Annotated in this window: 28 protein-coding genes; 15 read left to right on the forward strand and 13 right to left on the reverse strand. The window is 67.9% G+C overall.

The features are described 5' to 3' along the window. Positions 1–28: 28 nt before the first annotated feature. Together QM806_RS20520 and QM806_RS20525 are read left to right on the forward strand one after the other, a co-directional pair. On the forward strand, positions 29–616 hold the full coding sequence (locus QM806_RS20520) for a TetR/AcrR family transcriptional regulator (RefSeq protein WP_005258858.1): 588 nt from the start codon (positions 29–31) through the stop codon (positions 614–616). Between the two features lie 93 nt (positions 617–709). Next, entirely contained in the window at positions 710–1,018 is a 309-nt protein-coding gene (locus QM806_RS20525; RefSeq protein ID WP_005258859.1) for a hypothetical protein, read from the forward strand. Positions 1,019–1,024: 6 nt separating this feature from the next. Here QM806_RS20525 and QM806_RS20530 read toward each other — a convergent pair whose 3' ends face one another. Further along, on the reverse strand, positions 1,025–2,437 hold the full coding sequence (locus tag QM806_RS20530) for an FUSC family protein (protein WP_043791502.1): 1,413 nt from the start codon (positions 2,435–2,437) through the stop codon (positions 1,025–1,027). A 66-nt stretch (positions 2,438–2,503) separates the two neighbouring features. Here QM806_RS20530 and QM806_RS20535 point away from each other — a divergent pair, with 66 nt between their 5' ends. After that, positions 2,504–3,028, forward strand: a complete 525-nt coding sequence (locus QM806_RS20535; protein WP_005258862.1) for a MarR family winged helix-turn-helix transcriptional regulator — start codon at positions 2,504–2,506, stop codon at positions 3,026–3,028. A gap of 11 nt (positions 3,029–3,039) precedes the next feature. On the opposite strand, the gene QM806_RS20540 is transcribed toward QM806_RS20535, so the two are convergent. Next, the gene (locus QM806_RS20540) at positions 3,040–4,095 is read right to left on the reverse strand and encodes an SDR family oxidoreductase (protein WP_005569985.1); all 1,056 of its coding nucleotides are present in this window, start codon (positions 4,093–4,095) and stop codon (positions 3,040–3,042) included. Between the two features lie 90 nt (positions 4,096–4,185). On the opposite strand from QM806_RS20540, the gene QM806_RS20545 reads away from it, so the two are divergent. Next, positions 4,186–4,503: an ArsR/SmtB family transcription factor gene (locus tag QM806_RS20545; protein WP_005251263.1), complete on the forward strand. Its 318-nt coding sequence runs from the start codon at positions 4,186–4,188 to the stop codon at positions 4,501–4,503. Between the two features lie 5 nt (positions 4,504–4,508). On the opposite strand, the gene QM806_RS20550 is transcribed toward QM806_RS20545, so the two are convergent. Continuing rightward, positions 4,509–4,982 carry a hypothetical protein gene (locus tag QM806_RS20550; RefSeq protein ID WP_005569987.1) on the reverse strand — a complete coding sequence of 158 codons (474 nt, stop codon included), beginning with the start codon at positions 4,980–4,982 and terminating at the stop codon, positions 4,509–4,511. 123 nt (positions 4,983–5,105) lie between these two features. Then, the gene (locus QM806_RS20555) at positions 5,106–5,921 is read right to left on the reverse strand and encodes a DUF72 domain-containing protein (RefSeq protein ID WP_005258872.1); all 816 of its coding nucleotides are present in this window, start codon (positions 5,919–5,921) and stop codon (positions 5,106–5,108) included. Positions 5,922–6,004: 83 nt separating this feature from the next. Between QM806_RS20555 and QM806_RS20560 the strand changes: the two genes are divergently transcribed. The 4 genes from QM806_RS20560 to QM806_RS20575 all read left to right on the forward strand — a co-directional run bounded on the left by QM806_RS20560 (position 6,005) and on the right by QM806_RS20575 (position 9,403). Next, complete coding sequence (locus QM806_RS20560; RefSeq protein ID WP_005251258.1) at positions 6,005–6,325, forward strand: GYD domain-containing protein; 321 nt, start codon at positions 6,005–6,007, stop codon at positions 6,323–6,325. Between the two features lie 76 nt (positions 6,326–6,401). After that, positions 6,402–6,968: a hypothetical protein gene (locus QM806_RS20565; protein ID WP_271209551.1), complete on the forward strand. Its 567-nt coding sequence runs from the start codon at positions 6,402–6,404 to the stop codon at positions 6,966–6,968. Positions 6,969–7,024: 56 nt separating this feature from the next. Continuing rightward, on the forward strand, positions 7,025–7,879 hold the full coding sequence (locus QM806_RS20570; RefSeq protein WP_054246672.1) for an LLM class F420-dependent oxidoreductase: 855 nt from the start codon (positions 7,025–7,027) through the stop codon (positions 7,877–7,879). A 117-nt stretch (positions 7,880–7,996) separates the two neighbouring features. Continuing rightward, the gene (locus tag QM806_RS20575; RefSeq protein WP_283292645.1) at positions 7,997–9,403 is read left to right on the forward strand and encodes an ABC1 kinase family protein; all 1,407 of its coding nucleotides are present in this window, start codon (positions 7,997–7,999) and stop codon (positions 9,401–9,403) included. Between the two features lie 21 nt (positions 9,404–9,424). Here the strand turns inward: QM806_RS20575 and QM806_RS20580 are convergent, their stop codons facing one another. The 7 genes from QM806_RS20580 to QM806_RS20610 form a co-directional block, all read right to left on the reverse strand. Next, positions 9,425–10,993 (reverse strand): TerD family protein, encoded by a 1,569-nt coding sequence (locus QM806_RS20580; RefSeq protein WP_120660423.1) that lies wholly within the window; start codon positions 10,991–10,993, stop codon positions 9,425–9,427. A gap of 8 nt (positions 10,994–11,001) precedes the next feature. After that, on the reverse strand, positions 11,002–12,252 hold the full coding sequence (locus tag QM806_RS20585; protein WP_283292647.1) for a TerD family protein: 1,251 nt from the start codon (positions 12,250–12,252) through the stop codon (positions 11,002–11,004). Between the two features lie 62 nt (positions 12,253–12,314). Continuing rightward, entirely contained in the window at positions 12,315–13,193 is an 879-nt protein-coding gene (locus tag QM806_RS20590) for an HAD family hydrolase (RefSeq protein ID WP_054247321.1), read from the reverse strand. Beyond that, positions 13,190–14,299 (reverse strand): cysteine protease StiP family protein, encoded by a 1,110-nt coding sequence (locus QM806_RS20595; RefSeq protein WP_054247320.1) that lies wholly within the window; start codon positions 14,297–14,299, stop codon positions 13,190–13,192. The genes QM806_RS20590 and QM806_RS20595 overlap by 4 nt, the downstream gene beginning before the upstream one ends. Further along, positions 14,296–15,579, reverse strand: a complete 1,284-nt coding sequence (locus QM806_RS20600) for a phosphoribosyltransferase family protein (protein ID WP_283292651.1) — start codon at positions 15,577–15,579, stop codon at positions 14,296–14,298. The genes QM806_RS20595 and QM806_RS20600 overlap by 4 nt, the downstream gene beginning before the upstream one ends. Further along, on the reverse strand, positions 15,576–16,778 hold the full coding sequence (locus QM806_RS20605; protein WP_085999984.1) for an HpcH/HpaI aldolase/citrate lyase family protein: 1,203 nt from the start codon (positions 16,776–16,778) through the stop codon (positions 15,576–15,578). The genes QM806_RS20600 and QM806_RS20605 overlap by 4 nt, the downstream gene beginning before the upstream one ends. A 12-nt stretch (positions 16,779–16,790) precedes the next feature. Further along, positions 16,791–17,912, reverse strand: a complete 1,122-nt coding sequence (locus tag QM806_RS20610; RefSeq protein ID WP_283292722.1) for a hypothetical protein — start codon at positions 17,910–17,912, stop codon at positions 16,791–16,793. Positions 17,913–18,170: 258 nt separating this feature from the next. Here QM806_RS20610 and QM806_RS20615 point away from each other — a divergent pair, with 258 nt between their 5' ends. The 6 genes from QM806_RS20615 (at position 18,171) to QM806_RS20640 (ending at position 22,508) form a co-directional block, all read left to right on the forward strand. Then, a complete protein-coding gene (locus QM806_RS20615; RefSeq protein WP_005251244.1) occupies positions 18,171–18,746 on the forward strand; it encodes a TerD family protein in 576 nt (191 codons plus the stop codon). 118 nt (positions 18,747–18,864) lie between these two features. Continuing rightward, entirely contained in the window at positions 18,865–20,007 is a 1,143-nt protein-coding gene (locus QM806_RS20620) for a DUF475 domain-containing protein (protein WP_005570611.1), read from the forward strand. 80 nt (positions 20,008–20,087) lie between these two features. Continuing rightward, complete coding sequence (locus QM806_RS20625; protein ID WP_005258894.1) at positions 20,088–20,711, forward strand: AIM24 family protein; 624 nt, start codon at positions 20,088–20,090, stop codon at positions 20,709–20,711. A 5-nt stretch (positions 20,712–20,716) separates the two neighbouring features. After that, positions 20,717–21,415, forward strand: a complete 699-nt coding sequence (locus QM806_RS20630; protein ID WP_005258896.1) for an AIM24 family protein — start codon at positions 20,717–20,719, stop codon at positions 21,413–21,415. Continuing rightward, complete coding sequence (locus tag QM806_RS20635; RefSeq protein WP_005251237.1) at positions 21,412–22,167, forward strand: AIM24 family protein; 756 nt, start codon at positions 21,412–21,414, stop codon at positions 22,165–22,167. The genes QM806_RS20630 and QM806_RS20635 overlap by 4 nt, the downstream gene beginning before the upstream one ends. Before the next feature lie 110 nt (positions 22,168–22,277). Beyond that, the gene (locus QM806_RS20640; RefSeq protein ID WP_054247316.1) at positions 22,278–22,508 is read left to right on the forward strand and encodes a hypothetical protein; all 231 of its coding nucleotides are present in this window, start codon (positions 22,278–22,280) and stop codon (positions 22,506–22,508) included. A 70-nt stretch (positions 22,509–22,578) separates the two neighbouring features. On the opposite strand, the gene QM806_RS20645 is transcribed toward QM806_RS20640, so the two are convergent. After that, complete coding sequence (locus QM806_RS20645) at positions 22,579–23,061, reverse strand: hypothetical protein (RefSeq protein WP_039951312.1); 483 nt, start codon at positions 23,059–23,061, stop codon at positions 22,579–22,581. Positions 23,062–23,114: 53 nt separating this feature from the next. Further along, the gene (locus QM806_RS20650; protein WP_283292654.1) at positions 23,115–23,564 is read right to left on the reverse strand and encodes a PPOX class F420-dependent oxidoreductase; all 450 of its coding nucleotides are present in this window, start codon (positions 23,562–23,564) and stop codon (positions 23,115–23,117) included. A 320-nt stretch (positions 23,565–23,884) separates the two neighbouring features. On the opposite strand from QM806_RS20650, the gene QM806_RS20655 reads away from it, so the two are divergent. After that, positions 23,885–25,225, forward strand: coding sequence for a potassium channel family protein (locus QM806_RS20655; RefSeq protein ID WP_005258909.1), 1,341 nt, complete (start codon positions 23,885–23,887; stop codon positions 25,223–25,225).

The following is a 25,225-nucleotide window of genomic DNA, read 5'->3' on the forward strand; positions in this document are numbered from 1 at the left end:
CTGGGTTGTCAACGGAAGAGGTGGAATCGTGCGGGCAGACGCGCTGGAACGACGCAACACGCTGATCAAGGCTGCCCGCGCGGTGTTCGCCGATCGCGGGCACGACGCACCCCTCGACGCCATCGCCGCGAAGGCCGGCGTCGGAATCGCCACTCTCTACCGGAACTTCCCGAGCCGGGACGAACTCGCCCACGCCGTTGCCCGGACGACGCTCGCCGAAGTCCGCGAACTCGCCGTCCGAGGACTGGCCGAATGCACGGACGACCCGGAGGGGGCGTGGCGACGGTTCGTCGACGCAGTGGTCGAACTGCGCATGGGAGCACTGGTTCCCGCGCTGGTCAACAGCCTCGACGAGCTACCATCCGACGTCCGCGAGTCGAGGGAGCGCACGAAGTCGACGGTCACCGACTTCATTCGCCGGCTCCAGGACGTCGGGCTGGTCCGCGAGGACGTCGTGCCGCTCGAGATCATCATGGGGATCGCCATGCTCACCCGGCCCCACGTGCTGATGTTCGACGGCACGACAGCAAATCTCGTTCCGCGGCTGATCACGGTGTTCCTCGCCGGGTTGCGCCCGGACGGGGCTCCGCTGCCGCCGCCGATCCTCCCGAAGTAAACTGTGACGCATATGCAGCCAGGGGGGCCTCGAGAACATCCATGGAATCACCCGCGTGCGGGTGACGATCAGCCGCCGCTGAACGGCTGGGACGTGGCCGTGTCGGCGGCCGCACTCGTCGTCGCGGTCGCCGTCGCCAGCATCTCCGCGGTCGCGGGGCTGTTCTGGCTGCTGTTCCTGGACTACTGCCCGCCCGAGACGTGCAGCGCCGAGAACGCGTGGATCGCGGTGTGCGTGGCGCTCGCGGTCGCCGCACTCGCGACCGTGATCGGCGGCCTGGTCACGATCGCACGCATCGCGCGGCGCACGATCGCGTGGCCGGTGGCGTGCGGAACCCTGATCCTCTGCGCGGGCGCGTGCGCCATCGGATTCGCCGGTTACGTCTCCGCGACGGGGATCTGAGCCGACTCAGTTCACGTGGTGGTGGTCGGTCCGGCTGATCGCGACAGCCGAGACGATCACCCCGACCACCACACCGATGAGCGTGTCGACGATGCGGCTCACCGCGATGTCCGGGGCGACCGCCGAGCCGAGGCCCGTGAGCAGCAGAGCCATGGGTGTGATGGCGACGGACGCGAACGCGTAGTTCTTGATGACCACCAGTTCGGTCACGGTCTGCAGCACCACGATGACCACGACGGATTGCCAGTACCCCATCGCTGCGGCGATCAGCCCGGCGGCGAGGACGGCGCCTGCCACGTTTCCGACGAGGCGTTGAATTCCCCGCTGCACGGTCTGACTGAAATTGAAACCCTGCATCGCGGCCATCGCACCCATCGACGCCCACAGCGGGTGCTCCAATCCCAGTGCCACACAGATCCATCCGGCCAGCGCGGCCGCAGCGGCGATACGGGCCGCGTTGACGATCCCTTCTCGCGACCGCAACGCCTGGAGACCGTCCGCGAAGAAGCCGCCTGGCTTCGGGAGTACCGCGATCTCGGCTCCGAACGCCGAAAGGTCGCTGCGGCGCTTCACCTTACGCAGTTCGGACTCGTGATCGACGAGCGCGCGCAGGGTGTCGCGGTCACGTTCGTGCGCCCACCGATCGACGACCGTGTCCGCTTCGGCGAGAAGCGCGAACAATTGGTGGGAGTGCCCGTCCCGGCCCCGCCCGCTGTGTGCGATCACGTCACGCGCGTTGTCGATGGCCTTGCGTGCGGCCGCGATCGCGGAGACGTCGTGTGCATGCTCCAGTTCCGCGGTCGCGGCGAGTGCCCGCGCCACCGCCAGCCGGGCGGGACCGAGGGGAACGAACAGGCAGGGCGTCATGGCGGCGAGCCAGCCCACGACGACACCGATCGCCACGGCCACGACGGCCGGTCCGAGATCGGAGAGCCGGGTCGCGTGCCCGACCGCCGCGGTGGCCGCGAAGACCAGGATGACCGGCCCGGGACCGGCGATGCGGAACGCCGCCAGCAGCCACGCGGCGACCCCCGACGCCACGGACATGACCGCTATCTGCAGCCAGAGTGACAGCCCCGCTGCACCGAGGAGCGCTCCCCCGGCGACGAAGGCGATGAGCGCGACACCGACGAGACCCGCCTTGCGGGCGAGCCGCGGGTACGGCTCGTATCGGCCGAACGCGGCGGTCAGCGCACCGAGTGCCGCGAAACCCGCGAGGTTGCCGTGCCCGAGCAGGCCACCGATGACCAGTACCAGGGCCGTCGCCGCACCCACCCGCAGTGCAGGAGCGATGGTGGCATCGGCGTTCCGGACCTCGAACGCACGACGCCACGTCGACGGCGCCACCGAATAGGCCAAAGCCCCACGGGAGTGATGGAGCCGGCTGAGGTCGGGTGCGTATCGAGGGGAAGCCTGCATGACCTCAGCGTACCGTATACTTCACTAGTAAAATAGTTCTGAATTAATGTGAAGTTGGTCGCTACGATGGATTTCATGAGCACTGCCCCACGTCCGGATGAGGACTTCACCGATCGCGTTCGACGCGAATGGGCCGAGACCCATCCCGAAGTGGACACGTCACCGATCGAAGTAATGGGTCGCATCACCCGGATCGGATCCCAGGCCCTGCAGCAACTCGACCGCGCCCTGGACGCGAGCGGGGTCTCGCGCGCCGAGTTCGACGTCCTGTGTGTACTCGCCCGCAGCGATCGGCCACTGCGAGCCAGCGAGGTCACCGCCGTGACGATGCTCAGCGGCGCATCCACCACCAAACACGTCGACCGCCTGGCCCGGCTGGGACTCGTGGAACGGCTACCCTTCGAACGCGACGGGCGCGTCGTATTGCTCCATCTGACCGAGTCCGGGCGGAAACTCGTCGACACCGAGTTCCCGCAGCGTGTCGAACGGGACCGGCAATTCCTCGCCGGACTCGACGAGGACGAATGCGCCGTCCTGGCCGGACTGCTCCGGCGGATCGCCGCCAACGTCGAATCCGGGATTCGCCGGTAGTCCCCTCCCCCTCAGGGGATGATCTTCCGGGCTCGAAGGTCGCGGAAGATGTCGAGGAACATCCGCTCGGTCTCGACGTGACGGTGGAAACCCAGCCGGCGCGCCTTGGAACCGTCGGCGATGACGTCGTAGTCCCAGCCGAAGACGAAATCGCCGAATGCCCACGACGAGACGTCCGAGTACGGCGTGGGCTCCAGTCCGTGTTTCGCGACGAGATCGTTCCACACCGGCTCCTTGTCGGCCATGACGACCTCCATCGACATCGGCAGCGGTGGTGCGACATCCAGCTCGAAGAAATTCGCGATCTTCGGCAGCATCTCGTCCCAGCGGAACAGATCCCCGTTGTTGATGTTGAACGCCTGATTCGCGCACTCGGGGGTGGTCGCGGCCCAGACGGTCGCCTCCGCCAGCAGTCCGGCGTCGGTCATCTCGATCAGACTCGTGTACGTGCCCGGCTTACCCGGAAACCGCAGCGGCACTCCGAGTTCCTTCGACATCGTGGCGTAGACGGCAATCACCAGTGCGAGATTCATCGGATTGCCGAGAGCGAATCCGCACACGACCGAGGGGCGGATCGCGGACCACGTCCAGCGCTTGCCGCGCTGACGGTCTTCGAGGAACTGTTGCTGGTCCACGTTGAACTCGGGCGGCATGTGCGGCGGGTCGCTCTCGCGCGCCGGCGTCTTGAACGGTCCGAGGTGGGCGCCGTAGACCTTGTAGCCCTGCATCAGGCTGATGTGCTCGAGCCCGGCAGCCATGGGTTCGAGCGCGTTCACCGTGTTGACGAGCATCGCGACGTTGGGCGCGACGAGCTCCGCCCACGACGGACGGTCCTGGTAGGCGGCGTAGAAGATGTGGGTCACGTCGCGCAGTTCACCCAGCTTGTCGGCGGCGTCGCGCTCGTCGAGCAGATCGACCGCGATGTGCCGCACCCTGCCGGTGTCGGGTCCGCCCCGTCGCGACAGCCCGATGATCTCCCACTCCCCGGTCGCCTCGAGGTGGTCGATCAGATTGCCGCCGATCACCCCGCGCGCACCGACGACCACTGCCACTCTGCGTTTCGCCATCACTCACCCCTATCGACATATCGCGAAGTTGCGATATACCGAGTCAAGCACACATATCGTAAAATCGCGATATAGCGGTACGATAAGTCTGTGAGTGAGCTTCCGGACGCGACCGACCTGGCCCTGGTCTTCAAAGCGCTGTCGAACCCGACCCGCGTGCGCATCCTGCAGTGGCTGAAGGACCCCGACAGCTTTCCCCCGCAGCTCGAACCCGCCGACGAGGTGGGCGTGTGCCTGAAGCACATTCAGGCGAGGGCCGAGGTCTCCCAGTCGACGGCCTCGCAGTACATGGCCGCGCTACAGAGCGCCGGACTGGTCACCAGCCATCGGATCGGCCAGTGGACCCACTACCGCCGCAACGAGGACCGGATCGCCCGGCTGGCCGATCACATCCGCACCGAACTCTGAACGAATCAGGGCATCTCGACGGTTTCGGCGCGCGCGATCTCGTCGAGAGCCCGGCGGACGTAACCGTCGGCGGGAACCTCCGCCGCACTCAGCAGATCGGCGATGACCAGGATCGCGGCCTCCACGGCACGCTCCGGTCTGCGCGGGTTCTCCTCGACATCGGCCACGCCGAGTGCACCGGTCAGCACGGTCACCAGCGAATCGACATCGACGACCGGAAACCAGAGTGCCGCCGCCCGCGCGCAGCGGGTGAGAACGTCCTGCACGTCCTCGCCCGTCAGACCGTCCGGGTGCAACGTCTCGAGGAGTTCCCGGACCACCCCCGCCAGCACCGCACCGACCTGCTCCGCAGGCAGGGCCGCCAGTTCCTCCGTCGCCTCGGTCAGCGCCGACGCGTCCGACGCGCGCCCCGCGACGATGGCGGCGTCGAGCGCTTCGGCGATGTCACGCGCGACAGCAGGCCAATGAGTGGGCCACATCCGGTAGATCCTCTTCTCGTCTTCATCGAACCGACGCTCACTGTGCCATGGGACACCGACAAAACGGCGCACTGTGCCATGGGACACCGACAAACGGCGCACTGTGCCACGGGACACCGACAGTCAACGCAGCCGCTCGATCAGCCGCAGCGCGTCGAACGGCGCGTACCCCTTCATGTCGTTGTCGAAGTACGCGAAGCAGTCGAGGCCCTCCCCGAGCCACCGCTCGAGCTTGCGGGCCCACTCGTCCAGCGCCTCGTCCGTGTAGCCGCTGGCATAGAGCTCCTTGTCGCCGTGCAACCGGGCGTAGACGAAATCGCTCGTCGCCGCCTCGACGTACGGGTACCGGCCTGCCGTGTCGGCGACGACGAATGCGACGTCGTGCGCGCGGAGCAACTTCCTCGCCTCCTCCGTATCGAAACTGGGGTGCCGGACCTCTAGGGCGTGGCGGACGGGCCGATCGGCGTCCGTCTCCGTCCACGCCCTGTCGTCGGTGAGCTTGTCGTCGTGTCGAGACGCGAGCGCCGCGGCATCGGTGGTCGTCCTCGGCAGCTGGTCGAAGAATGCTGCGAGACTCGTCGAATCGAACGCGAGTGTCGGGGGCAGTTGCCACAGCAGCGGTCCGAGCTTGGGGCCCAACGCGAGCACCCCGGATGCGAAGAAGTTCGCCAGCGCCGTCTCCGCGCCGACCAGCCTCTTCATGTGCGTGATGTAGCGACCGCCCTTGACGGCGAACACGAAACCTTCCGGTGTTTCGTCACGCCACTTCGCGTAACTCGTCGGTCGCTGCAACGAATAGAAGGACCCGTTGATCTCGATCGACGTCAATCGCCCCGCGGCGTAGGCCAACTCCTTGCGATGGGCCAGACCGTCCGGGTAGAAGTCACCGCGCCAACCGGGATACGTCCAGCCGGAGATACCTACGCGGGCCTCAGCCATCTCACGACCCTAGCGCCGGAACCTATTGCATGTGGCCCGTCCCGGGAGAACCATGAGAGGACCCCACAATCGAGGAGGCACTGATGCCGAGATATCTCTGGCAGGTCACGTACTCACCCGAAGGCGCGAAGGGACTACTCGCCGAAGGCGGCACCGCACGACGCGACGCGATCACCCAGATGGTCGAAAGCGTCGGGGGCACAGTCGAATCCTGCTACTTCGCACTAGGTGGCCGGGATCTGTTCGTGATCGGTGACGTGCCGGACGACGTCGCGGCCGCCGCGCTCGGCATCCGCACCACCGCCTCCGGTGCGGCGCGGTCCGAATCGGTGGCGCTGCTGACGCCGGAGCAGGTGGACGACGCGGTCCGCCGGGACGCCGAGTACCGGGCGCCCGGCAGCTGATCGACTACCCCTGCGGTAGCGAATATCGTTCTGCAGGATGATGTGCGGCGGAGGAGTCGGTCGATAGCGTCGAGCCATGTCAACTGACCAGGCCAACTCGACATCGGTGAACCCGTTCACCACCGAGTCCGCTCGCCGTGCCCTGTTCGCGCTGAGGGCGTTTCCCGCCGGCCTCGTCTCACTCGGCGCCGCGATGACCGGACGGCACCGCTGGGCCGGGCGGTGGCAGCTCGCTGCCGCCGACTCGAGCGCGTCGGAGCGGATCGACGTGCGTTCGCCGTCGTGGCCGAGCGTTTTCGCCCACTCGGTGCTGTCGCTGCTGATCGGGATGGTGGCCTGGTTTTTCGCGTTCCTCAGCGGGATCGCCGCGTTCCGGGGCCTGTTCTACGGGCTGATCACCGACGGTTCCTACGAGTACAGCTGGGGTGGTCCGACGCTCGCCGGCGCCTGGCTGGTGCATCTCGTCCTCGGACTCCTGCTCGTGCCGGTCGCCGTGTGGATCCTGAAGGCCATCGCCTCTCTGCTGGCCGGACTCACTCGGCGTCTACTCGGCGACGGTGGTCCGGCGTGGGCCGTTCCCGTCGCGCTCGTGCTCGCCGCCGCGGGCGCGCTACTGTTCCGCTCCTGGCTGCACCAGGCCTGAGACCCCGTACTCGAGAACACCGGAATGAATGACGACGACGGAAGGTTGCACGCCACATGACGGAGACCACAGCACAAACCCCGCAGCTCGGACAGTTCGGCGTCTGGCGTCACGCCGGCGGATTGGCGCCCGAGGTGGGTGCGGCGATCGAATCGGCAGGCTACGGCGCGATCTGGATCGGCGGCTCCCCGCCTGCCGACCTCGAGATCGCCGAACGCCTACTCGACGCGACGTCCACGATCACCGTCGCGACCGGAATCGTGAACATCTGGACCGCGCCCGCCGACGAGATCGCGACCTCGTTCCACCGGCTCGAAGCCCGTCATCCGGGGCGCTTCCTCCTCGGCATCGGTGTCGGCCATCCCGAACAGCCCGGGCTGAACTACAGCAAGCCGTACGCCGCGCTCGTGGAGTATCTCGACGCCCTCGATGCTGCCGGTGTCCCAGCGGGACGACGCGTCCTCGCCGCACTCGGGCCGAAGGTTCTGGAATTGTCCGCAGCCCGCGCCGCCGGCGCCCATCCGTACCTGACCACTCCGCAGCACACCCGTGAAGCGCGTGAGCTGCTGGGCCCGGGTCCGGTGATCGCGCCAGAGCAGAAGGTCGTGCTGGACACCGATCCGGAACGCGCCCGCCCCATCGGACGTTCGGCCGTCGAGAATCCGTACCTGCACCTGCGCAATTACGTCAACAACCTGAAACGGCTCGGGTACACCGACGAGCAGATCGAGAACGGCGGCAGCGACGACCTGATCGACGCGCTCGTCGCCCACGGCGACACGCAGTACGTCGCCGGCCGCCTCCGGGAACACCTGGACGCGGGCGCCGATCACGTGGCCATCCAGGTACTCCCCGCCGGCGACGATCCGGTGCCTGCCCTGCGGGAACTCGCAGGCGCGCTGGGACTCTGAGTTCTGCTAACCAAATGGTGTGATGGCGGGTACCGCATACTGAAAGGGGTTCGCCGAAACGGTCGGGGTATGGTCCCCTTCTGAACGGCAGGCAGCACTGAACGCAAGGTAGGAACTGTGCAAGAGCCAACGGCACGTCCGGTCGGCCCGTACGCTTCGGGGCCGCCACCTACAGCCCTGACCGTGCACTCCGCGAGCCTCGATCATTTTCGCGCCGCGGAATTGTGGCGGGCGCTGGTCATCGGCGTGGTCGTCGTCGCCTACACCCTGTTCGCGCTGGTCACCTGGCCTGTCCGACGTCGCGGCCGCACCCTTGCGGACGCGGCGTCGGAGGGCCTGGTCAACGGTTTCGAGGTGCTGGGCCCGACGTTCGTCAAGGTCGGGCAGCTGATGGCGTCGTCTTCCGGCGTGTTCCCCGCCCCGTTGGCCAATGCCTGTCTGCGATGTCTCGACGACGTGCCGCCGGTGCCCGCCCAGGAGGCCCGCCGGGTGATCGAAGCCGATCTGGGGCATCCCGTCGACGCACTGTTCGCGTCGTTCGACGACGTCCCCCTCGCCGCCGCCTCCGTCGCGCAAGTGCACGGCTGCGTTCTCCCCGACGGCAGGGAAGCCGTCATCAAGGTCCAACGCCCCGACATCTTCCGCCGCATGGTGGTGGACCTGCGCACCGCGTACTGGGGCGCGCGGATCCTCGAGAAACTGTTCGAGTTCTTCCGCATCGCCAACGCCACCGCCATCATCCGCGACCTCCACGCCGCCACGATGACCGAACTCAACAGTGCGGTCGAGGCCGACCGCCAGGCCCGGTTCAGGACGAACATCGGGGCGTTCGGCGACAACAAGGGCGTCACCACCCCCGAGGTGTACTGGGACTACTGCGGTCCGCACGTCATCTGTATGGAACGCATGTACGGGCTGCCGCTCGACCGGTTCCCCGACCTCGTCCACATGGACACCCGGATGCTGATCCGCCGCGGCGTCAAGGTGTGGATCGAGTCCGTCATCCTGCACGGCCCGTTCCACGGCGACGTGCACGCCGGGAACCTGTGGGTCCTCGACGACGGACGCATCGCGATGCTCGACTTCGGCATCGTCGGTGAGCTCCCCGAGTCGTGGCGGCAGATCCTGCGCGACATGTTCTACGCGACGCTGATCGACGGCGACTTCTCCCGGATGGCCCGCGGAATCCGGAGCCTCGGCTACGCGACCGACAACGACGCCACCGACGACGAGATCGGACTCCAGGTGGCCGCCGCGCTCGCACCCCTGCTGGGCCGGGACCTCGGCGAGCTGCGGCTCAGCGAACTCATCATGGCGCTCATCGGCATCGGCAAGAAATGGGGCGTCGCCAGCCCCGAGGAACTTGTCCTGTTCGGAAAGCAACTCGGCTACTTCGAGCGCTACGCCACGGAACTCGCCCCCGGCTGGGTGATCGGGCAGGACCTGTTCCTGTTCCGCAACGTCTTTCCGGACGCCGCCGCCACGAAGGCCCTCGAACTCGGGGTCGAACTGCCCGACGAGTGACGCTAGCTCGCGGCGAGGGTTTTATTGCCCGGTCAGTGAATCCAGCACCGAGGCCCGGTGGAGGGGGTGGTCCGGGAGCCGGTCTGGTGTCAGGATCCAGTCGTTGCCCGTCCACGGGTCGGAGACGGTGAGGACCCCGGACGTCGGAACCTGCTGCGCGATGCGTTCGAGCACCGCGACGCCCGGATCCGAATCGGCGGAGGCGCTGTCGCCGACGATGATCAGCGACGTCCCGAGTGCGGGACCGTGATCGGCGAGGTGCACGATCCGGGCGGCGTCCTCGGCGCCGTACCCGTGCGGGAAGTCGCCCAGGATCACCAGCCGCGGCTCCGGCAGGCTGTCGCGGATTCCGCTGCGGGCCGCCATTTCTGCGAGGTCGACGCTCTCGGACAGCGCGGTGAGGCGGGCGGTGATGTCGGAAGCCGACGACACGACGGGCGAAGCCAGCAGAGCACCGAGGGGTTCGGTGAACGTGCGCAGCGAGCCGCTGAGGTCGACCACCTCCAACCGCTGTGCCACCGCAGGTGATGCGACCAGCATGCGCGCCGCCAGCGCCGCGACCACCGGTGCGGCCTCGGCCGGATCGCCGACGATCCAGAGCGGACGCCCCAACGGGTAATGAACGCAGAACGGCACCCGCAGCTCACCGAGGTCGGGTGCGGTCAACTCACCGAGCCTCAGCCCGTCCGTCACGGCGCTGCCGGTGACCGGGCTGGTCCACGCGGCGGACTCGAAGGTGGCCAGCGACCGCGGCAGCAGAGGATCGATGGCGCGGAGTTCGTCGGCCAATTGCGAAGTCTCGCCGTCGAATTTGCGCTGCGCCTCGGCGACGAGGGCATCACACCGCTCCTGCGCCCTGGCCTGCGATTGCACGACCGCCGGACTGTTGCGTGTGGACGGGTCGGCCACCGACTCGGACAGTTCGTCGTCCAGCCGGGCCTGCGCGTAGTCGCGGGAGGATCGGAACGAGGCCGCGGACCGGGCGGCGTCCTCGAAGATCATCCACGCCCTCTCGAACGAGTGGGCCGGGTCGAGCGGGATGCCCGCAGGACCGGGCATCGCCGGAACCTCCTCGGCCACAGCGTGCGCGGGTTCGTCCACCTCGACGCCGTGCCGGGTGACGAGTTCGGCGAGGCCGCCGTCGTATCCCTGCCCGACGGCCCGCACCTTCCACTCGGTGCCGCGCCGGTAGATCTCGAGGCAGATCGCGGCCGCCTCGGAACCGACCAGCGGGACGTCGAAAACGACCAGGGGAAGACCATTTTCGTCGGCGAGCGTGGCCGACAGCCCCTCGCGGGCCAGCGTCGCCGGACCGTTCGGGGACGCCGGATCGACACTGACCACGCAGAGCACGGCCACCGCAGCGGCGTCCACCTCGTCCAGCTGCAGCCGGACCGTTCCGTCCGCGTCGAGTTCCACCCCGGCGGCGCGGCGCTGGTTGTAGAACACGAAATGGTCCGAGGACAGCACGCGGAGATCGCCGTCCACGATCAGCGCGGAGACGTCGATCGGCGTCGCATCGACCGCGCGGAAACGCAGTTCGCGCGACGGCAGCGCGGCGTTCTGCCCCGGAACGAGGTGGACCGTCACCGCCGCCCCTAGACGCCGAGGAAGCGGGCGAGTTGAGGCGCGGCCTCCCCGGCATGCTTGGCCTGAATGCCCTCACCGATGGCCTGCAGCTTCCACTCACCGCCCACCCGGTACACCTTGGCCATCACCATTCCCGTGAACGGCATCCCGCCCTGCAGCGTGAACCGGGCGAGTTCGGCCGACGACGTGGTGTCCACCAGGCGGCAGAAGGCGTTCTTCACCTGCTCGAACGTGTGCCCGCGGTATGACGTCACGATGAACACGATGGTCGAGATGTGCGGCGGAATGCGGGTGAGATCCACGAGGATCACCTCGTCGTCGCCGGCGCCCTCACCGGTGAGGTTGTCGCCCTGATGCCGGATCGACCCGTCCTTCGACGTCAGCTGCCCGTAGTAGGCGACATCGACCATGTTGTTGTCCGCGAACAGGACCGCCGACGCGTCGAGGTCGACGTTGGCGGAACGGTTCCCGAACATGCCGCGCTTCTCGATCGGATCCCAGCCGAGCCCCATCTGGATGTACGTCAGTGCGACGCCACCGTCCTTGCGGAGCGTGACCTTTTGGCCCTTGGAGAGGCTGACCGGTCGCGACTTGGTAAGACTGACCTCGGCCGGAGCAGCGGGCGCGGGGGGTGCAGCGGGGGGTGCAGCGGGAGCCGTGGGCGCAACCGGTGCGGCCGGCGGCGGGTAGGCGGCTTGCGGTGCCGGTGCGGGAGCGGGCGGCTGCTGGACAGGAGCGGCGGCGGGTGCGGGAGCGTCGTCGACGGACACGCCGTGATCGGTGACGAGTGCGGCGAACCCGCCGGCGTAGCCCTGCCCGACGGCCCGCACCTTCCAGGCGCCCTGGCGTCGGTACAGCTCGAGCGCGATGACGATCGACTCGGAGTTCAGTCCCTCGATCTTGTACTCGTACAGCGAGTTTCCGGTGCCGTCCGAGACCCGGGCGGTCGGCGGCGCCGAGCGGCCGAAGTTACTGGTGGCGTCGTCGAGGGTGATGACCGCGCGCACCTGGGCGATGTCGGCAGGCACCGCGCCGAGAGACACCTTCAGCGAGGCCGCCTGTCCGGTGGCTCCGGGGACGAGTCGCACGCCGGGACCGGCCGGCTGGTTGAAGAAGACGAAGTCGGCGTCCGAGCGGACCTTCCCCGAGTCCGTGACGAGCAGCGCGGACAGGTCGGCGGCGGCCGTCAGTTCGAGGGAGACGATGACGTCGTCGACGCTCAGCGGGCCGTTCTGACCCTTGGCTAGCGGAGTGGACACTGCGGTGGTTCCTTCACTGTGGGAGCGTCGGGTTTGTCCCGTTTGGTCTGTTTGCCTACAACCTACAAAAGAGAGCCGACGGCCGTCGTCCCCGCACCCCGCGCGACACGGTCCGCGAACCAGCGCAGGATCTCCTCACCAGCGGCGATACCGCTGCTTCCGGTGACCGACAGGGTCGGATGCTGCCAGTCGATGGTTTCGAGTTCGCCGTGCCGGGGGCGGATGGCGGCGTCGGCCGCACTGAGCATGTTGGCGTCGAGAGCCCCGTCCCCGGCCGCCAGCACGGGCGCTTCCGCCTCGAGCACTCCGTCGTCGACGAGCCTTGCACGGACCTCGGCGACCGCACGACTCTTGCACACCGCGTCGGGCATCGTGTAGATCTTGCGGCCTTGCCGGGACACTCCCCATCCCCGATCCGCGCACCAGTCGTTCCACTCCTCGACGAAGCCGGCCGGCATCGCGTCGAGGTCCACGACCAGGTAGGAGAACAACTCGTCGGCCACCCGGGACGAACGCACCCAGCCGTCGTCGATCCGTCGGCTCAACTCGGCGCCGACCTCCACCAGCGAGGCTCCACCGTCGGCCATCGCGATGTCGACACCCGACCGCCACCGCGCATCGGGCACCCCGTCGACGAGGATATTGCCGCCGTTGGTCGTGATCGCGTACCGCCACGGCGCCCCCGGCAGGTCGATGCGCTGGAACTGGGCAACGGTGCGCGTGGTGGTGGGCACGACCACGGCGGTCGCGGTGAGCTTCCGCAGCATGGCCTCGGCGGCCGACGTGACGTAGGACAGCGGTTTGCCGTCGTACACCTCGACGCACAGCAGGTCCTCGTCGCCGGGCCGCTCGGCCACGTCGCTCTCGGTGACGGCGAGTTCCATGGCCCCGCGCGAGTAGATCATGGTCCGGTCGAGGTCGGTCGCGATCAGCGCGGTCATGTCACATCCTTGATCAGGCCCATGCACGAATAGGCCAGGCCGGGAACCTCTTCGACGGGGACCGCACGCGCGGCGGCGAGGAGCCGGATGTGCGCGTGCTCCGGGGCGTCGAGGTCGCGGACGAGCACCCGCCACGGCACCCGGCGCAGCAGCACGCGGGTGGTTTCGCCGACGCCCGGCTTCACGAAGTTCACACTCGAGATTCCGTACTGCTCCCGAACCGCCTCGACGGACTTCCAGCCGTCCCAGGTGGGGGTGCGGTCCGACCGCAGCAAGTCCTCGACGTCGCTGGGAACGTGTTCACGCACATCCCCGAAGGAGGCGCTGACGGAATCGAGGAGGTGATTGGACACGTCCTCGCCCGCCAGGTGCGCGTAGAACTTGGCGCCGTGGAAGTCACCGGGGCCGATCAGCGTGTCGTTGAGGACGGTCCGCGACACCAGGCCCGACACAGTCGAGTTCAGACACGCCGAGGCGATCAGGAAGTCGTCGCGGGTGCCGAACGTGCGAACGCAGTGCCCGGGATCGGCGAGGACGGCGAGGTCGTCGTCGAACTCGGCGCCCCCGGCTTCGCGGTACTCGGCGAGTGCCTGCGACAACTCGCGGGCGATGGCACCCTTGCCCGTCCATCCGTCGACGAACACCACGTTCGCCGGGTCGTGATGCTGTGCAAGGTAGTCGAGCGCGACGGCGTCGATCCCCCGGTCCCGGACGATGGAGACGGCGTAGTGCGGCAGCGTCAACCCGTGGACGTCGCGCGCCCAGCGGCGCATGAGCACACCCACCGGGGTTCCCGCCCGCGCCAGGGACACGAGAGTGACGTCGCGGCCGCGCTCGGCCAGCACGAGGTCGGTGACCGTCCCCACGGCACGCGCCAGCCGGATGGAGCTGTCCTGCAGCACCTTCTCGAACAGCTCGCGGTACTCCGCATCGGGCTGGTATTCGATGGGCAGCGTTTCCGCGTAGTGGGCTTCACCCGACTGGATGCGGCGCTCCCGCTCGGCGACATCGGCTTCGAGGTCGACGTGCGACAGGTCTTTGAGCAGCCAGCCCACCTCGTCGGCGGCGTACGAACCGAACGCCGGGCCGGTCAGCGGCGCCGTCACGTCGACGCTCCCGCACGCGCGGCGCGCAGCGACCGCGGGTCGGCGCCGGACACGACGGCCAGGAGCACATCCGTCCCCGACGCGGTGAGGACGTCGAGGAATCCGCCGGCCGCCGTGAGCCGGTCGGTGTCGGCCGCGGCGTCGATCACCGCGACCACGACGGCGTCCTCGTCCGGCCACTCGGCGTTGTAGACGAAACGCGGCTGCTCTTCCCCGTTCTCGGGGGCCGTGAAACGGAATCCGCGGCGCAGCGGGTACCCCGGCTGGTCGAGCACGTAGGCGGGTGACCGCGTGGTCGTCTGGAAACGAACCCGGACACCGGACGTGGCGAGCGCGTCCGCGATTCGCAGAGGGAGGTACATCAGCTCCTCGTGTCCGACGACGATCACCGGGCGCTGCGGGTCGAGCCGGTCACGGAGCACCGCAGCCGCCGACGCGACGGCCGCATCGAACTCCTCGGTGTCTTCCTGCAGGAACCCGTGACGCCCGCCCTCCGGAACTGTTGCGGGCCAAGGTATGTCGGCGCGCTCGACGGTCCCGGTTCGCTCACCGACGGGGTTGAGCACCGGATCAGGGAGGGCACCGACCGAGTCGATCAGTCCGTCGGGAAGCTCGGTGCGTCCCACCGCCAGACTCACACTGTCGATCTGCACCCCCAATTCGGCGGCGGCGGCGGCGACAGCGTCCCGGTGGTCCTGCTCGCGCATGTCGACGAGCGACGCCACGACGTAACGGCTGCGCGGGTTCTGCCGGTGTAGCGCTCGGATCGCGTCGACCGCGGTGGCGCCGGTGGAGATCTCGTCGTCCACGAGGACGAGTGGACGATCGCCCGTGAACAACTCGACGGACGTCGGCTGTAGCTGGTGACTGGTCGCGTGCGAGTGCCCCTCCTCGAACCCGGCGGACGTCCCGATCTCGGGGACGTCCCGGCGCGTGGAGTGCAGGTAACACCGGGCGCGCAGCCGGGCCGCGACGCAATGCCCCAGACCTGTTGCGGTCTCGGCGAATCCGAGCACGACGGGATCTGCGTCCGGGCCGAGGAGGTCGGCGACGAGATCACCGAGGCGGTCGCCTGCGCCGATCACGGCAGCCGGGTCGGTGGGCACGTGCTTGCCGAGGACCGTCGAGACGAGCAGATGGGCACGCCGCGGGTTGCGCCGCAGGCCGGGCTCGACGAGTTCGGGGATGGTCAGCCCCGTGTCCGAACCCACGTGGGCGAGCGTCAGCCCCAGATGTTCCGTGGCCCAGGGCACCGCGCGCACGGCGGTGGGTGAGCTCATCGGACGGCCAATGCGGTCAGTAGATCCACGAACGTGATTCCCTCGTTTGTCACGCCGAACACCTTCGCCCGGACGAGTGTCTTCTCGGCCCAGCTGCGGTGCGGGCGCATTTCGTTCATCTTGTTGCGATACCCCGACGCCTGGACGCCGCCGACATTCTCGGCGCCGAGAATGTCGAGCGCGTCGTGGTACTCCTCGTGCGTCACCGCGGACAGCGCGTGCACGGCCGCGACGTGCGTCGGATGGATGACGGTTTTGCCCTGGATACCGTTGGCGCGGTCGAGGGCGATCTCCCGCAGCAGGCCGTCCAGATCCCGGCTGACCAGCTGCTGGCGGAACCGCACCTCGTTGTGCTCCTCGAACGGCGTGGCGCGCAGGGTCGGCCGGAACATCCGCTCGTGGTCGGCGAAGTACTCCCACACGGGACCGGTGATGACGTGTCCGGTGTCGTCGGCGCGGCCCAGGAAGTTGACGATGCCGGCAATCGCGTCCGCGACCACCCGCACGTCGTAGATCGTCAGGTCGCGGTCGCGGCGGATGCCGAACGTGGCACACATGTCGGTGGCGCCGATGCGCACGGCGAGGATCCGCTCGCGGTGTTCGACGAGCAGTGCGCCGATCTTCGCCAGTTCGTCGTCGCGGGTCTCGCGGTGCACCAGTGCGGGCGATTCGAGCACCGGCATCGCATACAGGTGCTTGCCGAGCCGCTCCGATGCCGCGGCCAGCTCGTCGAGGAATACACGTCCCGTCGCACTACCGAACTTCGGAATCACGAATCCGGACAACACCTCGACGCCGGTGGTCAGCAGATCGGCGATCCGCCGAAGGTCCTCGGCGGCCCGCACCCGGACGAACAACTGCATCCGCGCACCACCGTGGACTGCGAGCCGGTCGAGCGCGTCGACGGCGTTGAGCAGCGCCGCCTCCACCTGGTCGTCGGCCACCGCGTCCTCGAGGTCCAGGACCATCGAGCAGACACCGTCACCGGACCGTCGAAGGATGGTGTCCGCGAGGTCGGACCTCGTCGCAGGCACGTACAGCGTCGCGCCCAGCGCGACGGCCAGCACCGTACGATCCTCGTCCGGCCCGAGCGCCTGCGGAGCGTGCAGGAACAGCCGGCCGTGCGTCTCGGGATCGAGGTGGTGGAAGTGCCGAACATGCTTTACCGCAGCCGGCATCATCTCTTCGCTAATGCTCATCGTCCCCCCGTGTCATCGCTGTCCTGTGTGTCCTCTCATCTTCTGAACCACCTCGGCTATGAACGCCGACACGGCATCGAGCTGGGCGACGTATGCCCAGTAGTCGGGATGCCTCCCGGTCAGTGTCCCTGCAATTCGGTCTATCCGCTCGAGCTGAGCGTCGAGGACCGACCCCCATTCCCGCACGAGCCCACGATTGACAGCCAACATCTGGGCGTCGCGGAGACGAAATCTGATCTCGTTTTCCTTGGCCCGCGGGTTTTCGCGGACCGCGCGCAGCAACCGCAGGCGATCGGTGACGCCGTCGACGTTCGCCTCGGCGTCGACCAGATGGGTCCGCGCCGCGGCGGTCAGTTCGAGCGCCCCCTCGGGATTACCCGCGGTCAGAGCCTTCTGCGCCTGCTGCAGATCGGTCTGCGCCTGCTCGATGTGCCTGCGGCTCTCGCGGTCGTTGTGGACGAGATCCGCCGAACTGGCCGCGTTGAACTCGCGCAGCAGCGCGGAGTAGGCGGGCGCGAGGCGTTCCGCCCGAGTCTGCACGGCGGCGATCCTCGTCGTCACCGACGACACCGCGTGAGCGGCGTCCTGCTCTCTGGACGGGGCCGCGGCCAGTGCCTTCTCCAGCGCCGCCGACTCCTCCCGCACGCGCGCCGCCGCTTCGCGGATCGGATTGGCGCCACGGGCGCCCTGCAGCGCCACGACCGCGGCGTCGAGTGCCGCTCCCCGGTCGCGTACCGACGGGTAGCCGGCGTACGCGGCGCCCTCGGTCTGCACCCGCTGCTGCGCGGCGGAGGAGACCTGAAGCGCCTGCTGGGCAACCTGGGGAACGGCCGCCAGCATGGCGGTCGACTCCTCGAGATGGCCGCGATGTGTGCGATAGAACTCGTCGAGGGTCTGGGTTGCCGCGACCAAATGCCGCGTCACCTGCTCGTACGCGGCGGTGGCGGCGGGTGACTGCACGTTCTCGAACTGGTCTTCGGCCGCCAGATACGCCGTTGCGGCCTGGTAGCACCCGTCGCGAACCGGTTCCCAGGCCCGCCGGATTCCGCGTTCCGGAGTCAGCTGTTCCGAGGCGTCCACGGCCGCGGCGGCGATGCTCTGCCGGTTGTCCATATCGAGAAACGCTGCGACCATCGTGTCGTGGGCGCGACGAGCCGAGTCGTCGCCCCGGGCTCTTCCTCGGAAGCGTCCCGCCCATCCGCTCGTCACGTCCTGAATCGTACTGGTCGGGCCGACAACCCCGAGTGGTCCGGAATTGCCTGTGCACAAACCTGTGGACAGTTCGCGGGATGGGACAAGTCGGACAAATTCATTATCGTGGTGTTGCACGACGAACCCGGAACTTCGACAGTTGTCGAGGGTCCACCCACCTCCTCTCGAAAGGACCCCTGAATGGGCGTCAGCTTGACCAAGGGCGGCAATGTTTCTCTCACGAAGGAGGCGCCGAACCTGACCGCGGTGGCTGTCGGACTCGGATGGGATGCCCGCTCGACCACCGGCACCGACTTCGACCTCGACGCCAGTGCCATCGGTGCGGGTGCCGACAAGAAGGTCGTGTCGGACCAGCACTTCGTGTTCTTCAACAACCTGCGTTCCCCCGACGGCTCGATCGAGCACATCGGTGACAACACCACCGGTGCGGGCGAGGGTGACGACGAGGTGATCAACGTCAACCTGGCGGCGGTCCCCGCGAACATCGAGAGCATCCTGTTCCCCGTCTCGATCTACGATGCGGAGACCCGTTCGCAGTCGTTCGGTCAGGTCCGCAACGCCTACATCCGCGTCGTCGACCAGGCCAACGGCACCGAGCTCGCCCGCTACGACCTGTCCGAGGACGCGTCGACCGAGACCGCTATGGTTTTCGGCGAGCTGTACCGCAACGGTGCGGAGTGGAAGTTCCGCGCCATCGGACAGGGCTACGCGTCCGGGCTGGCCGGTATCGCCCGCGACTACGGCGTCAACGTCTGACAGTCGTCACGTTCTCCAGCCGGGGGAGGGTTTCACGGCCCTGACGTGAAACCCTCCCCCGGTGCTCGTCCACCTGCAGTAGCCACCCTGCATGCCCACTAGAGAAAGGCCACGCTTCGTGGTTCTGCGAATATTCGGTCTCTCCTTCGCCGTGACGGTGATTTCCATCATCGTTGCGGCGCTCTACGGAGGCCCCCAGGCCGTCCTCCTCGTGGTGATCCTGTCGATCCTCGAGATCTCACTGTCCTTCGACAACGCCGTCATCAACGCCACCGTGCTCCGCCGGATGAGCGAGTTCTGGCAGAAGATCTTCCTCACCGTCGGCATCGTCATCGCGGTGTTCGGTATGCGTCTGGTCTTCCCCCTCGTCATCGTGTGGCTCGCGTCCGGCCTCGGCCCCGTCGCCGCCCTCGACCTGGCTCTCAACCCGCCTGCCGACGGTGCCGCGTACTTCCCCGACGGCAGCGCCAGCTACGAAACGCTGCTCACCGACGCGCACCCGCAGATCGCGGCGTTCGGCGGCATGTTCCTGCTGATGCTGTTCCTCGGCTTCATCCTGGAAGAGCGGGAGATCACCTGGCTGTCCTGGCTGGAGAAGCCCCTTGCCCGCGCGGGCAAGCTCGACCAGCTGGCCGTCATCATCGCCGGCGCCCTGCTGCTGATCACCGCCGCGTACATCGCCCCCGCGGACACGGTCTCCACGGTGATGATCGCGGGCGTCCTCGGCATGGTCACCTACATCGCCGTCAACGGTCTCGGTGAGTTGTTCAACACTCCGGGGGAAGACGAAGACGGAGAACTGGTCGAAGGGTCCAAGGGCGGACCGACCGAGCTGGCCAAGGCCACCGGTAAGGCCGGGTTCTTCCTGTTCCTCTACCTCGAGGTCCTCGACGCGTCGTTCTCCTTCGACGGTGTTATCGGCGCGTTCGCGATCACGTCCGACCCGATCATCATCGCCCTCGGCCTCGGCTTCGTCGGCGCGATGTTCGTCCGTTCCATCACGGTGTTCCTGGTCCGCAAGGGCACCCTGTCGGACTACGTGTACCTCGAGCACGGCGCCCACTGGGCCATCGGCGCACTGGCCGTGATCCTGCTGGTGTCCATCGGCTACCACGTCAACGAGAACGTCACCGGACTCGTGGGCGTCGCCCTCATCGGTGCCGCCTTCATCTCCAGCATCGTCCGCAACCGCAAGGCCGTTGCAGCGGCCGGCGCAGTGGAAGACGACGTGGACGAGCAGGACCCGGTGTCCGTCGGCTAGGTTCTGCCTGTACTCACATCCAGCGGCAGTGCTCGTGACTCGGTCACGGGCACTGCCGCTCGACACTGGAAAGGGCACCCATGGGGCGGCTGCTCGACAAGTCGAAGAAGGTGGTGGAGGCGCAGCTCGCCGGAACCACCATCCGGGCGATACAGGGTTCGATGATCGCCTACGAGGGCAATGTCAGTTTCAAGTCGGCAGGTTTCGGTGGCGGTGACGGGGTGCTCGCCGGGATGAAGCGGCGTGCCACGGGCGAGGCGCTGTCGCTGATGGAATGCTCCGGCCACGGTGTCGTGTACCTCGCGGTGGGCGGTCAGTACGTCTCCGTCGTCGACTTGGCGAACGAGACCCTGCAGGTCGAGTCGCAGCAGCTTCTCGCGTTGAGCGGCAACCTGAACACCAACGTCACGTTCACCGGACTGCGCGGCGGGGTCGGCGGTCAGGGCCTGTTCACCACGACCGTCTCCGGCCAGGGACAGGTGGCGCTGCTGTCGGCCGGCGGGCCGCTCATCCATCTCGAGGTGTCGCCGCAGTACCCGCTGGTGGTCGATCCCGACGCGTTCGTCTCGGCGCGCGGACAGGTGACGCAGTCGTTCGTGACCGACGTGTCGTGGCGCAACGCCGTCGGCCAGGGCAACGGTGAGGCCTTCTCCCTCAGGTGGGACGGTCACGGCGTCGTCTCCATTCAACCGGCAGAGCGGTGAGCCCCATGGTCTTCTCGAAAGTGAACTCGAAGGTCGTCAAGGTCGACGTCGGCGCCGCCGGCGGTGTGGTGGCCCGCACGGGCGCGATGCTGTTCTACACGGGTCAGGTCCAGTTCTCGCCGCATCAGGTGCCGGGTTCCCAGTCGATGGCGGGCATGGGTGGATTCACCCGGATGGCCGGACGCATGATGCAGGGCGAGCACGAACGCACGATGCTCGCGCAGGGGCAGGGCGAGGTGCACTACGGCCACGCCGGGCTAGAGGTGCACGTCGTCGACATGTCGCAGGGCGGTGCGCTGTGTGTCGAGGCGTCCCGGCTGCTCGCTCACAATGCGGGACTGCAGAGTTCGGTGATCTCCGTGACGAGTCAGGGCGGCGGCGGCGGACGCGGCATGCTCGGCGCCCTGCGTGGCGCTGCGGCAGGCGCCCTCGCCGGTACCGGGATGTTCACGACGCAGCTGTCCGGGTACGGGTCGGCGGTCCTCCTCGCGCACGGCGGCTTCATCGAACTCCCTGTGGGTGGACCGAATCCGGTGTTCGTCGACCCCGACGCATTCGTCGGCACGTACGGGAGCGTCCAGGTGGAACTGAAATCCGCCGTCGGCTGGCGCGAGGCCATGGGCCGCGGCGTCGGGGAAGCGATGCAATTGCAGTGCACCGGTCAGGGCATCGTCTACGTTCAGGCTTCGGAGGAGAAACTGTGACCGCCATCCACAATCCGTCCACTCTCGGCGCCAGCGACAACATTCCCGACAACAGTTACGCGTTCTGCATCGACCTCACCGCGCCCTGGTTCATCCGCAAGGGTGCGATGATCGCCTACTACGGGCAGATGCAGTTCCAGGCACTGACCCACGGATTGCACGGCGCCGCACTGCACATGGTCGCCAACCAGTTCTCCGCGCCGCTGTACATGGGCGACTACGCGGTGGCCGAAGGATTCGGGAAGCTGATCATCGGCGACCGCGGCTACGACATCAACTCGTACGACCTCGACGACGGCAACCTCACGATCCGGGCGTCGAATCTCCTTGCGTTCGAGCCGGGTCTGGCCCTGAACCAGTCCATCGTGCCGGGCTTCCTGACGCTCATCGGGACCGGCAAGTTCCTTGCGTCGTCCAACGGCCCGGTGATGTTCGCCGAGCCGCCGCTGCGGATCGACCCCGAGGCGCTCGTCGGGTGGGCCGACTGCCCGTCCCCGAGCCACCATTACGACCAGGGGTGGATCAGCAACTTCCTCGCGGCGGGCGCCCACATGATGGGAATCAACTCCGGGGAGGAACGGCAGTTCGACTTCACCGGCGCCGGAACGGTTCTGATCCAGTCGAGCGAGAAGGTCCTCAGCGACACGCATGTCGTGCGCAGCATCGAGGGCCAGATCCACGGCCTCACCCCGAGCGGTCTGCAACGGCTCAACGGCGTGATCGCCGCCAAGCTGGCGGAGCAGCCGCGCTGACACCGAGGAGATTGACAGACTGAGCGAAGAGTTTCAGCAGGGACGGGCAGCAATCTGGTCTGTGTCAGGAAGTTCTGACACCGCATCCGATACGTTCCAGGAGGAACCGCATGAAGTCCGTCGTGACCAAGGCCGTCGCAACCGGTGGTATCGCCCTCGCAGCCCTCGGCATCGGAGCCGGCGTCGCCAGCGCCGACCCGGTGGGCCACAACCCCGTCCCCGCCCAGCAGCAGCAGGCACCGCAGCCTCAGCCGCAGCAGCAGCACGCTCCGCAGCAGCAGGCACCCGCGCCGAGCCCGCACGGATTCTGGTTCTTCGGCACCTGGGTTCCCCTGCCCTGATCTGCGTTCCCCTCGCAGGACGAACGTGCCCTTCGACGCTCCCACGGCGCCGAAGGGCACGTTCGTATGTCTACCGGGTGGGTCGCATACTCGGATTCGGGCCGAGAGTGATCGTCCGCGTTCTCGGCAGGAGTCCTATTTCCTTCCACCCCGCGGTCAGCGTGATCGTTCCCGACTCCGGGTAGTCGCTGATCCAGTAATGCGGCGCGGAATGATACTCGGACGCGTCAGCGGCATCGGACTTCGACGTCGAATGCGGGTGGCGTGGATCAGCGACACCCTCCATATCGTCGACATGCACGTTCACCGCGAGATACGACCACCGAGCCGACGGGTCGTCGGGATCGTCCAGTGGACGCGTCTCGTGGCGCGCCAGATCAGCGGATCTGCCTCTCGCCGTCAGCTCGATGCGCAGCAGCATGCCCGTCGGGTGCGCGACGACCTCCGCCAGGCGCAAGCTCAGGTCGCGGCTCGTCACGAGCTCCACCGGCCCGTGCACCACGATTCCCTCCGTGGCAGGCGGCGGTGCCGCCGGCCACCGTCTCCTGCGCATGACTCAATCGTCCCACCGGCTCCGACCGGCTGCCACAGCTACGTTCTGCACACTCAGGGCAACTGGGCCATGCCGTACACCTTCGTCGCGCGGACCCGGAGTACCTGCCGGTGCTCGGACACCATCGCGCGGCGGAACTCCTCCCAGTCGTCGTGCTCTTTTCCGGACGCGAGCCGGAACACGTCGACGAGCTCGTCCGCCGCCGCGTCGTTCGGATCCGCCGCGACCGCGCTCAGTTCCGCGTCTCCCTCCACGACCGCGTAGCTCCAGAAGTCGGTCGCGCTGACGTGCAGCGAGACCCGCGGGTCGCGGGCGGCGTTCCGGGTCTTGGCCCGATCTGCCGTCACCGACACTCTCGCGGTCTGCGTGCCGGGGTCCCAGGCATAGATCACGTTGGACAATTGCGGGCGCCCGTCGCGTTTGATCGTCGCGAGGACCGCACGGTTGTGTGCGGCAACGAGGTCGAGAAGTGGGCGCCGGTCGTCATTCGCATCGAGGATCATGACTCACCCAACCACGGTCACCGCGGAGGTGTTCCCGGCACTGCGGCGATGATCGTCGACCTCCATCGTCGCGTGGCGGACGGGAGAGCGCTACCACGTTGACCGCCGCTCCGAGCGGCCTGGTCTGGATCGCCGCGATCGGACTCGTCCTGGCGATACAGGGCGCCGCTCCTACCGACGAGTAGGCTGACGTTTCGCAAAATCATTGGCCGATAACGTGTTCCAGGACATTGCCGGCTACTCACCGGTAGGCATTCTCGTGTGGGATCTACGGTTCTACTCGGGTACGCTCTCGTGATCCCGAGCCGGAAGGACCACACGTGAACGACTCATATCTCGTCATCGGCGAAACCACCGTGGCCCGACGGGTCTGTGCGTCCCTCCGCGAAAGGGACTTTCACGTACGCCATCTCGTCGCCCCCGACGACGACGAGCTCCGCCTGGCGATGGCGGACGAACCTTGCGGGATGGCCGTACTGGTGCGCGACGACGTCGTCGCACTGCGCTACGCGCTGGCCGCGGCGCACATCTCGGCGTCGATCCCGTTGGTGGTGACGATCTTCGACCGCACGGTCGCGGACCAGCTGTCGCAGCTCCTTCCGCAGTGCGAGGTGACGTCACCTGCAGACCTGGCCGCCCCCACGCTCGCCGGTCCGTGCCTGGAACCCGAACTCGTCGCGGCCCGGCACGCGGGCGAGCACATGTTGACGGTCCGCATGATCGACGGCCACCCCGAGGGCGCCCACGTCGACCTGCCCCGGCGGAGCTGGTGGCGCACCGCGGCGACCGGCGCGACCGGACTGTTGCGCTCGCACGACATCGGCACGCGCATCCTGCTCGGTGGGCTCGCCGGGCTCCTCGCAGTGCTGTTCGCCGACTGGCTGTGGCTGATGCTCGGCCAGCACGTGGCACCGCTCGACGCGTTCAACGAGGCGGTGCGCGTGGTGACCACCGTGGGTCCGGGAACCGACACCCACGGCAGCCCCGCCTACGCGGTGTTCGCCTCGGTGGCGATGCTGTTCACCGTCGTCTTCACGGCCATGTTCACCGCCGGAATCATCGAGCGCCTGCTCGGCCCCCGGCTGGTCGGCCTGGTGGGCAGCCGCGTCCTGCCCCGCTCCGGCCACGTCATCGTCGTCGGCCTCGGCCAGGTCGGGCTCCGGCTCTGCCGGGAACTACAGGCTCTCGGTGTCGCGGTGGTGGGCGTCGAACGCGACCCCCACGCCAAGAACCTGCGGCTCGTGCGGTCGATGAACATCCCGACCGTCGTGGGGCACGGTGGTGACCGTGAACTCCTCGAGCGACTGGGTGTGAGCCGAGCTCTCGCGCTGGCCGCCGTCGGCTCCGACGACCTGGACAACATCGCGGTGTCCGTGGCGGCGCAGGCCGTGTCACCCGGACTGCGGCTGGTCCTGCGGGCCGGTGAGCAGGAGGCGATCGCGGAGACGCGGTCGTTGCTGCGGCTCGGGATCATCCGCGACGTCACCAGCCTGAGCGCCACGTACGTGGTGGCCAAGCTGATCGGCCTGCAACCGCAGGGGGTCGTCGCGGACGGCAGCCACCTCTACCTGGAGGTGCCGACGGCGGACACGTCCGAGCCCGTCTTCACCGAGCTGCCCATGTCGCCGCGGATGAGCTGCCGGCACCTCGTCACCGCGTAG

The organism is Rhodococcus sp. IEGM 1351 (assembly GCF_030056875.1).
Taxonomy (GTDB): Bacteria; Actinomycetota; Actinomycetes; order Mycobacteriales; family Mycobacteriaceae; genus Rhodococcus_F; species Rhodococcus_F opacus.